The sequence below is a fragment of the uncultured Lutibacter sp. genome, assembly GCF_937891065.1.
Taxonomy (GTDB): Bacteria; Bacteroidota; Bacteroidia; order Flavobacteriales; family Flavobacteriaceae; genus Lutibacter.
Genome location: NZ_CALAEQ010000153.1, coordinates 1 through 10,997, shown reverse-complemented (window position 1 = coordinate 10,997; position 10,997 = coordinate 1). Strand labels below are relative to the sequence as shown.

The following is a 10,997-nucleotide window of genomic DNA, read 5'->3' as shown; positions in this document are numbered from 1 at the left end:
CATGGTATTGTGGGTGGTCAAATACCTTTAGGAGCTGGATTAGCTTTTGCTGATAAGTATTTTAATAGAGACGGCGTAACACTTACCTATTTTGGTGACGGTGCCGCACGTCAAGGTTCACTTCATGAAACTTTCAACATGGCAATTAACTGGAAGTTACCAGTAGTATTTATTTGCGAAAATAATGGATACGCTATGGGAACTTCAGTTAGTAGAACTTCTAACCATGAAGATATTTGGAAATTAGGTTTAGGTTATGAAATGCCATGTGGACCAGTTGACGGTATGAATCCTATTAAAGTTGCTGAAGCTATGGATGAAGCTATTAAACGCGCAAGAAGAGGTGACGGACCAACTTTATTAGATATAAAAACATATCGTTATAGAGGACATTCTATGAGTGATGCTCAAAAATACAGAACTAAAGATGAAGTTGATGAGTATCGTAAAATTGACCCTATTACACAAGTTTTAGATCTTATAAAAGAAAAAAAATACGCTACTGATAAACAAATTAAAGCTTGGGATGCTGAAGTAAAAAATAAAGTTGAAGAATGTCAAAAGTTCGCTGAAGAATCTCCGTATCCAGATAAACAATTAATGTATGATATTGTTTATGAACAAGAAAATTATCCTTTTTTAAAACATAGATAAATGGCAGAAATTATAACAATGCCCCGCTTAAGTGATACAATGACCGAAGGAGTTGTTGCACAGTGGTTAAAAAAAGTAGGTGACAAAATTTCAGAAGGTGATATTTTAGCCGAAATTGAAACAGATAAAGCTACTATGGAGTTTGAATCTTTTAGTGAAGGTACACTTTTGTACATTGGCTTAAAAGATGGTGAAGGCGCTCCTGTAGATTCTTTATTAGCTATTATTGGAGACAAAGGAGAAAATATTGATGCTATTATCAAAGATTTTAACGTAGCTAATCCAAGTTCTGAAGACGATTCAAAAAAAGAGGAACCAAAAACAGTAACAACTGAGCCAACTAAAAAAGCTCCTGTTGTAGTTGAAGCTTCACAGCCAGCTGCAATAGTTAATACTGGTAGAATTATAGCCTCTCCATTAGCTAAAAAAATAGCTTCTGAAAAAGGAATTAATTTAGCAACTGTTTTAGGAACTGGTGAAAATGGTAGAATTGTCAAATCTGATGTAGAAAATTATGTTCCTGTTGTTGCAACAGCTAACATAAGTTCTTCTACACTCTCATTAGGTGAAGAAAGTTTTGAAGAAACTGCAAATTCTCAAATGCGTAAAACTATTGCGCGCAGATTAGCAGAATCTAAATTTACGGCTCCTCATTATTATTTAATGCTTGAGATTGATATGGACAACGCTATAACTTCACGTAAAGCCATCAATGAATTACCTGATACTAAAGTATCATTTAATGATATTGTAGTAAAAGCAAGTGCTATGGCATTAAAAAAACATCCAAAAGTAAATTCTCAGTGGTTTGACGACAGAACTCGTATCAATCATCACGTAAATGTTGGAGTTGCTGTTGCTGTTGAAGATGGGTTAGTTGTACCTGTTATTCGTTTTACTGACCAAAAAAGCATGACTCAAATTGGAGCTGAAGTAAAAGATATGGCTGTAAGAGCAAAATCTAAAAAATTAACTCCTGCAGAAATGGATGGAAGTACTTTTACAGTTTCAAACTTAGGAATGTTTGGAATTTCTGAATTTACGTCAATTATAAACCAGCCTAATTCTGCAATTTTATCAGTTGGAGCAATTATTCAAAAACCAGTGGTGAAAAACGGAGAAATTGTTGTTGGAAACACTATGAAAGTAACATTAGCTTGTGATCACAGAACTGTTGATGGAGCTACAGGTTCAGCATTTTTACAAACACTGAAACAATTTATTGAAAATCCAGTAATGATGCTTGCATAAAAGTAAGCATCTTAAATATTTTAAAAAAACATCCAAAAAATTCATAACATTTTGGATGTTTTTTTTATTTAAAATTATTTTGTAACTTTAGTAGCACTGTAAAGATAATGCTATGAGTTATAGACGTTTTACATCATCTCAATTTTTATTTGGATGTGAGTTTTATAAAAACAATCGAAATTGTCCATTTAATAAACTTCGCAAGCTAGCAATAGAAGAAAGAATTCATCATCTTAAAAAAATGACTTTTCAAGAATTAGATGAGCTCGATTTTTTTCATGAAAACTGTAAAAAAACAAGAAAATTACAACAAATTAGATAACTAATCAAAAAAGATTTATTCGAAGTTAAGTTTATTTAAACACAAAAAATCCTCAACTTAAGTTGAGGATTTTTAAATATTTTATTATAAACTAAATAATTACTTTTTAAATTTAGCGTATTTAGTTTTGAATTTATCAATACGTCCTGCAGTATCTATCATCTTCGTTTTACCAGTGTAAAAAGGATGTGAAGTTCTTGAAATCTCTAATTTTACTAAAGGATATTCAACACCATCTACATCTAAAGTTTCTTTAGTATTTACTGTTGAACGAGTTAAAAACACATCTTCGTTAGACATATCTTTAAATGCTACCATTCTATAATTTTCTGGGTGTATACCTTTTCTCATCGTAAACTCGTTTTAAATCTATTTTTATTTTTAAGACTGCAAATTTAACTATATTTTTGAAACTTCAAACAAATAATTTAGTTTATTTACATAAATATTAATAAAACGCTATTTTAAGTTATGTCTTACAAGTCAATTCTCTACATTTTTATACTTACACTTCTTATATCTTGTAAAAGTGAATATAAATTTGTTTTAAAAACACCCACTAAAATTCAATCAAATGAAGAGTTAACTATTTCAGTTTCTGAACAAAACAATAAAGCTATAGATTCTGTTCAATTTTCAATAGACTCCAAAAAAATAGTTGGCAATGCTAATTCTGCGACTTTAAATATTAGTGAATACACACTAGGAAGACATGATATAACAGCTATTGTATTTTACGAAAACAAAACTAAAAAAGTAACTCAAGTTGTTTATTTTATGGCAGATACTTCACCAGAAGTATATACTTATAAAATTATTAACACATTTCCTCATGATAAGGAAGCTTATACACAAGGCTTAGAATTTTACAATGGTTTTTTATATGAAGGAACAGGAAGAAAAGGGACGTCATCAATTAGAAAAGTTGAATTAGAAACTGGTAAAGTTTTACAACAACAAGATTTAGATGAAGCATATTTTGGTGAAGGAATTACTATTTTTAATAATAAATTACATCAACTTACTTGGCAAAGTGGTATTGGATTTGTTTATGATTTAGAAACTTTTGAAAAAGAAAAAGAATTTAAATACACTAAAAGCCGTGAAGGTTGGGGATTAACAAATAATGGTGAAAAATTGATTAAAACTGATGGTACAGAACGTATTTGGTTTTTAAATAACGAAACATTGATTGAAGAAAGCTATATTGAAGCCTACACTAATAAACAAAAAGTTGAAAAACTGAATGAGCTTGAATACATTAATGGTAAAATTTACGCCAATATTTGGCAAAAAAACACAATTCTAATTGTCAATGCAATTTCAGGAAAAGTAGAAGGAGTTGCAGACTTAAATGGTTTAAAAACTGAAATCTCAAAAATTCAAAAATTAGATGATCAAGACGAAGTTTTAAACGGAATAGCATATGACAAAGAAAATAACCGCATTTTTGTAACTGGAAAACATTGGAGTAAATTATATGAAATTGAATTGATGATAAAAGAATAGAAAATAAAATTTATTCTTTTCTTTATTTATATTTACAAAAACAACATAAATGCGCTATTATTTAACTTTTTCGCTTGTAATTATCTTGATGATTTTTTCTTCCTGTAGAAAAGATTTTTCAGCAGATTTAAGTTCAGGTAATCTTACATTTTCTAAAGACACCGTTTATTTAGATACCGTATTTACTAATATTGGTTCAAGCACTTATAATTTAAAAGTTTACAACAAAAACAATCACGCAATTTCAATTCCATCAGTTAAATTAGGAAAAGGTGAAGCTTCATTTTATCGTTTAAATGTTGATGGAACACCCGGTAAAACATTTGAAAATGTAGAAATTTCAGCAAAAGATAGTCTTTATATTTTTATAGAAACCACTATTGATTACAGTCAGGTTTCAAACCCAATATATACAGATGAAATTATTTTTGAATCTGGTACAAATTTACAAGATGTTAAATTAATTACTTTAGTTGAAGATGCTCATTTTTTATTCCCTTCAAAAGACGTAAATGGACTTATTGAGACTATAAATATAGGAATTGATGCGACAGGTAATAAAACGGCTATTAACGGTTTCTATTTGAACGATAACACAACATTTACAAATGAAAAACCATATGTAATTTATGGTTATTGTGCCGTTTCTGAAAACAAAACATTAACTATTGAAGCAGGTGCTAAAATTCATTTTCATTCTAACTCAGGACTCATAGTTGATAAAAATGCTACTTTAACTATTGAAGGTGAATTAAATAATGAAGTTTTAATTGAAGGTGACAGATTGGAAAATCAATATAGTAACGTACCAGGGCAATGGGGAGCTATTTGGTTGCGAGCAGGAAGCAAAAATCACAACATTAACTATGCAATTATTAAAAATGCTTCTGCAGGAATTATTATGGATTCCATTGGAAGTAACTCCACTCCTACTTTAATTATTAAAAATACGCAAATTTACAACAGTTCAAACTTTGGAATTTTAGGAAGAGAAACAACTATTGAAGGTGAAAATTTAGTAATCAATAATAGCGGCCAATCTTCATTAGCCTGCATTATTGGAGGCACTTATAATTTTACACATTCTACATTTACAAATTTTTGGAATCATAGTTTTCGGCAATATCCCAGTGTTTTAATTAATAATTATTTTACGTATTCTGAAAATAATAATCAAATTATTGAAACCCGAGATTTACGAGCCGCTAATTTCACCAATTGCATTATTGATGGAGGAGATAATTTAGAATTGGTTATTGATAAAGTTGAAGGGTCACAATTTAATTATTCATTTAAAAATAATTTGATAAAATTCAACGATTTTAATAATTCATATATTGATATTCCTGAATATAATTTTGAAGATGAAAGTCATTATTCAGATAATATCTTGAATGGAAATGCAGATTTTAAATCTCCTTATTCCAACGAATTAATTATTGGTGAAAATTCTGACGCTATTAAAAATGCTACTATATCTGGAACACTATTAGTCCCAAATGATATTTTAGGAGTCCTAAGAAGCTCTCCTGCCGATATTGGAGCATATCAACACATCTTATTTAATTAAATTTATGAAAAACGTAATAATTACAGGAACTAGCAGAGGCATTGGATTTGAATTAGCACAATTATTTGCAAATAAAGGTTATCAAGTTTTGGCTTTATCAAGAAATTCAAAACCTTTAGAAAACCTCAGCATCAAAAATATTACCACTATTTCTGTTGATTTATCAAAAGAAACTGATTTAAAAAAAGTTTCTGAATTTGTTTCAACCAATTGGAAAACTGTTGATATTTTAATCAATAATGCTGGAAAATTAATGAATAAACCTTTTGAAAAGCTAACAAATTCAGACTTTTTAGAAGTTTTCAAAGTAAATGTTTTTTCAGTTGCAGAATTAACACGTCAATTAATTCCGTTTTTTAAAAAAGGAAGTCATGTTGTAAATATTAGTAGCATTGGTGGAGTTCAAGGAAGTTTGAAATTTCCTGGTTTAGCAGCCTATAGTTCTTCAAAAGGTGCTTTAATCACATTGACCGAATTACTTGCAGAAGAATACAAAGAACAAGGAATTGCATTTAACGCTTTAGCATTAGGAGCTGTTCAAACTGAAATGTTAGAAGAAGCCTTTCCTGGTTACAAAGCTTCGGTTTCAGCAAATGAGATGGCAGATTATATTTACAATTTTGCGATATCTGGAAACAACTATTATAATGGTAAAATATTACAAGTGTCATCAACAACTCCTTAATATATGATGGAAATACTTTCAAAAAATATTCCTGAAAATGCTATTAATTTAGTTGAAGAAATTCTTGTAGATCATCCAATTCATATAAAAATTGTTAAAAACAGGAATACAAAATACGGAGACTTTAAACGATTTAGAGATGGCTCACTTCAAATTACCATTAACAATAACTTAAATGAATATCAGTTTTTATTAACTCTTATTCACGAAATAGCACATTTTATAACCTACAAACAAAGTAAAAGAGTGAAACCACACGGTATTGAATGGAAACTTAATTTTCAACATTTAATGCTACCTTTTTTACAACCAACAATTTATCCTCAAAACATACTTCCATTATTAGCAAATTACCTTAAAAATCCAAAAGCTAGTACAGGAGCTGATGTAAATTTAACGTATGCACTAAAACAGCATGATGAAATGTCAGAAAAGAGCTTTATCTTTGAATTAGCACACGGAAGTGTTTTTACATTCAATAATAAAGCATTTAAAAAAGGGAATAAAAGAAGAACACGATTTGAATGTATTGAAATAAATAGCAGAAAAAACTATTTATTTAACCAAAATGCCGAAGTAAATTTATTAAAACAAGATGAATAAAAATTATTACGCAGTAATTATGGCTGGAGGTGTTGGAACTCGATTTTGGCCTTTAAGCACCCAAAAGTTACCAAAACAGTTTCATGATATGTTAGGAACTGGAAGCACTTTAATTCAACAAACATTTAACCGTTTTGAGAATTTAATTCCTTCTGAAAACATTTTAATTGCTACCAATAAAAAATATGAAGATTTAGTTCAACAACAACTTCCAAAAGTTACTTCAAAACAATTATTATTAGAGCCTGCAATGCGAAATACAGCACCTTGTATTTTATATAGTGCATTTAAAATTTACAATGAAAATCCTGATGGAATTATGATAATTGCACCATCAGACCATTGGATTGATGATGAAGTTACATTTTTACAAAACATACAAACTTCATTTAATTTTTGTGCAGAGAATGACGCATTAATGACTCTTGGAATTAAACCTAGCTCACCAAACACTGGATATGGTTATATTCAACATGACACTTCTAAAAGCGACATAAAAAAAGTTTTAAATTTTACTGAAAAACCAAATTTAGAAACTGCTATTCAATTTCTTGAAGAAGGTAATTATTTATGGAATGCTGGTATTTTTATTTGGAGTGTAAAAAGTATTTTAAAAGCTTTTAAGACTCATTTACCAACAATGTATACGCTCTTTTCTAAAGGTGAAAAAAGTTATAATACAGCTTCTGAAAATACATTTATTGAAGATAATTATGCCTGCTCAGAAAACATTTCAATTGACTTTGGAATTATGGAAAAAGCTGCTGGTGTTTTTGTTTTACCTGTAGAATTTGGGTGGAATGATTTAGGAACTTGGGGCTCATTATATCAAAAATTAGAAAAAGACAATCATCAAAATGCGACTGTTGGCGGGCAAGTAATTTATAGAGATGCAAATAATAACATTGTAAGAACTCAATCTGGAAAACGTGTTGTAATACAAGGTTTAAAAGATTATATTGTGGTTGAAAAAGATGATGTATTACTTATTTGTCCTAAAAGTGGAGAACAAGAAATAAAGCAAATAACATCTGATGTAAAAACAAAATTTGGAGATGAATTTGTTTAATTATTTTTAATATGGAAACAACAAATAACAATAAGTCAAAGGAAAATACAACAACTCAAACACCTGAAAACAATACAAATCATTTAAGTGTTTGGGCTAGTATCAGCCAATTTTTACATGAATTATTAGATATCAGAGCTGATACAGATATAAAAGGTACTATTGAAGATATAAAAGGTAACATTTCTATGAAAGGACATACTGCTTGGGTATTGGTCTTTTCAATTTTAATTGCTTCAATTGGATTAAATATCAGTTCTCCTGCTGTAGTAATAGGTGCAATGCTTATCTCCCCTTTAATGGGCCCAATATTAGGTGTTGGTCTATCAATTGGAATTAATGATATTGATACTTTAAAACGCTCCTTAATAAACTTAGGAGTTATGATTGGCTTAAGTTTAGCAACTTCATTTTTATTTTTTTTAATTCCACTTTTTAGAGATGAAACTCCTGAGCTTTTAGCAAGAACTGCTCCAGACGTACGTGATGTTTTTATAGCTATTGCTGGTGGTTTGGCTTTAATTATTGCGATAAGCAGAAGAAATGAACAAACTAATACTATTGCTGGTGTTGCCATTGCTACTGCGCTAATGCCACCACTTTGCACTGCTGGTTATGGACTTGCTATAGGTAACTTAAATTATTTTGGCGGTGCTATGTTTTTATTTTCTATAAACACCATTTTTATAGCTTTAGCAACATTTGTAATTGTTAAATTTTTAAAATTTCCGATGTTAAAATATCTAAATTCAGCTAAAAGAAAACGTATTTCTAGGTTGGCTTCATTTATTGCAGTTTTAGTTTTATCGGGAAGCATATATCTTTTTTTAAATTTACTTAAAGAAAATCAATTTAAGCAAGCAGCTCATCATTTCATTAACGATGTAAAAGAAAGCGGAATAAGTATTATTGATGAAGTTGATGAAAATATCAATTATCAAAATAATAGTGTAAAGCTTATTGTTTATGGTTATAAAATACCTAAAGAAGAAATAGATAATTGGACTGCTAAACTTCCAAAATATGGATTAGAACAAACCAAATTAATATTTCAGCAAGGTGCTGATGATTCTGATATACGAAATGAAGTAAAAAATCTATCTGATTTATATGCTCATAATCAAAAAATAATCTCTTCTAGAGATGAATCTATCAAGGAAAAAGAAGATAAAATAAAATTATTGGAAACAGAATTGTCGAAATTTTACAATACACAAATTCCGTTTATTCAAATTAGTAAAGAAGCACAAATTAATTATAATGGCTTATCTAATTTAAGTTATGCTAAAATGGTTCACACAAATTTTAACACGACTGATACAATCACCATTTTTAATGCTAAATGGTACGATACTGTTCCGAATACAGCCAATCAACAATTATTATTAAAAAAGTGGCTTAAAACACGTTTAAAATTAGACACATTACAATTAAATAATAATTAAAAATCTAGAATAAATCCAAATCGTGGTAAAACATTTCCTGAAGTATTTTCAATTTCTTCAAGGTTGTATTTTGAAGAATCATTTGAGTTCACAACTTTAGTTCCATTTTCATTCAACAGAGGAATTAAATAAGATTGTGATTTAGCTTCACTTTTATATAAATTTTGAATATCTACATAAAAATTAAGTGACATTTTTTTCCAATACCATGTTTTATCTACTCGAATATCTAATTGATGGTAGGTTTTAAATCGCTCCGAATTTAGTTTAGAATAATCTAATATTCCGCTGTTTGAAACATCATAATTTGTAATTATTGAAGATGATTCAAAATCATAAGGTGTATAAGGCTGACCACCAACTAAACGAAACTTACCTCCAATTTCCCAATTTTTAGTTAACTTTTTACCACCTGTTATAGTTAACAAATGACGGTTATCCCAAGACGATGGAATATAATTATTTGATGAATCTTGAAACTCACTTTTTACAAATGTGTATGACAGTAAGTAGTACAAACCATTATACGTTTTTTTTTGTGCTAATAATTCAAAACCGTAAGCTCGGCCTTTTGATATTGATAAAACTTCTTCATTACCAATTACCCCAAAATCTGAACCTAAATTAGCCAAACTAATTTGATCTCTTTTCGAGAAAGGATAGTTATTATACTTTTTATAAAAACCTTCAAGAGAAATTTTTGATGTTGAGTTAGCGTTATATTCTAAACCTGAAACATAATGTGTAGCTTCAATAAACTTTAAACCATTATTTTTATTCACCAATTCATTTAAACTATTTCTATACCCCATTATTGTATATGCTGGTAATTGATAATAAATCCCTGAAGAGGCATTTAAACTAAGTTTCTCGCTTAATTCGTAAGACAATGAAACCCTTGGAGAAATCTGGTTAAACGGATTGCTTATTTCACTATTATAATTAACTCCATCTATTCTAAAACCAAGTGAAACATCTAATTTATAGTTTAAATAACTTTTTGAAAGCTGTCCAAACAAATTATACTTCAACATTGATAATTCAGATGAAAAATTAACCTCCGAAACACCCGATGAATTTGCGATTTTTTGAAAAGTGGTATTTTTATATGTTACATCTTCAAAACCAACACCAAAATTTAATTTGTAATTATTTTTTAAGGCTGAAGTGTTTTCAAATCGAAATTTATTTTCAATCTCTTTTGAAGTGTAATCGAGTAATAAATCTGTTGAATTACCTGTATTATCAAAATATTTTTTAGCATTATTACTCCATTCATTTCTGCTTAACACAATTTGTTGCGTAGCTTTTTCACCATAATGTTTATAAGATAGCCCAACGGTATAATTCCATTGTTCTTGAATAGGTATATTACTTAATATATATAAATTTCTTTTAAGTGTAGATTCATCCGTAACATTGTCATTTACATTTTCATTTAATTTAAAATTATCAATAGCACCCAATCCTATTATAGAAAATTCACTCTTATTAGACAATTGGTGTTTTACTTTAAATTGAAAATCATTATAAGTTGGTAAAAAAGGTAATTTTATAAGTTTAAATAAAAACTTTAAGTAAGATTGGCGCACAGAAGCTATATAAGTAGTTTTATCCCCCAATGGTCCATCAATTGTAATTCCGGCATCAGAAGTACCTAAAGTTGCTCTCACATTTAATTTATCAGGGTTTCCATCTTTCTGTGTAAATTCAATAACTGAACTCAATGCATTCCCTCTACTCGCTTTAAAAGCACTTGAGTAAAAATCTACTTTTCGAATTAAATCTGCATTTATAATTCCAACTGGTCCACCAGACGAACCTTGTGTTTGAAAATGATTAATAACAGGAACTTCAATTCCATCTAAATAAAATTTATTTTCAGAAGG

The 10,997-nt window shown here is 29.0% G+C and carries 11 protein-coding genes; 9 read left to right on the top strand and 2 right to left on the bottom strand.

Annotated elements, in window-relative coordinates; genetic code table 11:
• The 3 genes from Q0352_RS08480 to Q0352_RS08470 all read left to right on the top strand — a co-directional run.
• Positions 1-654: thiamine pyrophosphate-dependent enzyme (locus tag Q0352_RS08480; protein WP_299526618.1), on the top strand; the 654-nt coding region annotated here is incomplete at its 5' end.
• Positions 655-1,905 (top strand): dihydrolipoamide acetyltransferase family protein, encoded by a 1,251-nt coding sequence (locus Q0352_RS08475; RefSeq protein ID WP_299526615.1) that lies wholly within the window; start codon positions 655-657, stop codon positions 1,903-1,905.
• A 112-nt stretch (positions 1,906-2,017) separates the two neighbouring features.
• On the top strand, positions 2,018-2,227 hold the full coding sequence (locus Q0352_RS08470; protein WP_299526613.1) for a hypothetical protein: 210 nt from the start codon (positions 2,018-2,020) through the stop codon (positions 2,225-2,227).
• Between the two features lie 99 nt (positions 2,228-2,326).
• On the opposite strand, the gene Q0352_RS08465 is transcribed toward Q0352_RS08470, so the two are convergent.
• Positions 2,327-2,578 (bottom strand): type B 50S ribosomal protein L31, encoded by a 252-nt coding sequence (locus tag Q0352_RS08465; RefSeq protein ID WP_291796188.1) that lies wholly within the window; start codon positions 2,576-2,578, stop codon positions 2,327-2,329.
• A 120-nt stretch (positions 2,579-2,698) separates the two neighbouring features.
• Here Q0352_RS08465 and Q0352_RS08460 point away from each other — a divergent pair, with 120 nt between their 5' ends.
• From Q0352_RS08460 to Q0352_RS08435, 6 genes are all read left to right on the top strand, one after another.
• A complete protein-coding gene (locus Q0352_RS08460; RefSeq protein WP_299526606.1) occupies positions 2,699-3,736 on the top strand; it encodes a glutaminyl-peptide cyclotransferase in 1,038 nt (345 codons plus the stop codon).
• Positions 3,737-3,824: 88 nt separating this feature from the next.
• Positions 3,825-5,306 (top strand): hypothetical protein, encoded by a 1,482-nt coding sequence (locus Q0352_RS08455; protein ID WP_299526603.1) that lies wholly within the window; start codon positions 3,825-3,827, stop codon positions 5,304-5,306.
• 4 nt (positions 5,307-5,310) lie between these two features.
• Complete coding sequence (locus tag Q0352_RS08450) at positions 5,311-5,991, top strand: SDR family oxidoreductase (protein ID WP_299526600.1); 681 nt, start codon at positions 5,311-5,313, stop codon at positions 5,989-5,991.
• 3 nt (positions 5,992-5,994) lie between these two features.
• A complete protein-coding gene (locus Q0352_RS08445) occupies positions 5,995-6,594 on the top strand; it encodes a SprT-like domain-containing protein (RefSeq protein WP_299526598.1) in 600 nt (199 codons plus the stop codon).
• Positions 6,587-7,663, top strand: coding sequence for a mannose-1-phosphate guanylyltransferase (locus Q0352_RS08440; RefSeq protein WP_299526595.1), 1,077 nt, complete (start codon positions 6,587-6,589; stop codon positions 7,661-7,663). The genes Q0352_RS08445 and Q0352_RS08440 overlap by 8 nt, the downstream gene beginning before the upstream one ends.
• An 11-nt stretch (positions 7,664-7,674) precedes the next feature.
• Positions 7,675-9,108 carry a DUF389 domain-containing protein gene (locus Q0352_RS08435; RefSeq protein WP_299526592.1) on the top strand — a complete coding sequence of 478 codons (1,434 nt, stop codon included), beginning with the start codon at positions 7,675-7,677 and terminating at the stop codon, positions 9,106-9,108.
• Here Q0352_RS08435 and Q0352_RS08430 read toward each other — a convergent pair.
• The coding region (locus tag Q0352_RS08430) for a TonB-dependent receptor (RefSeq protein ID WP_299526589.1) at positions 9,105-10,997 on the bottom strand (1,893 nt) is incomplete at its 5' end. The two genes, Q0352_RS08435 and Q0352_RS08430, sit on opposite strands and share 4 nt — an antisense overlap.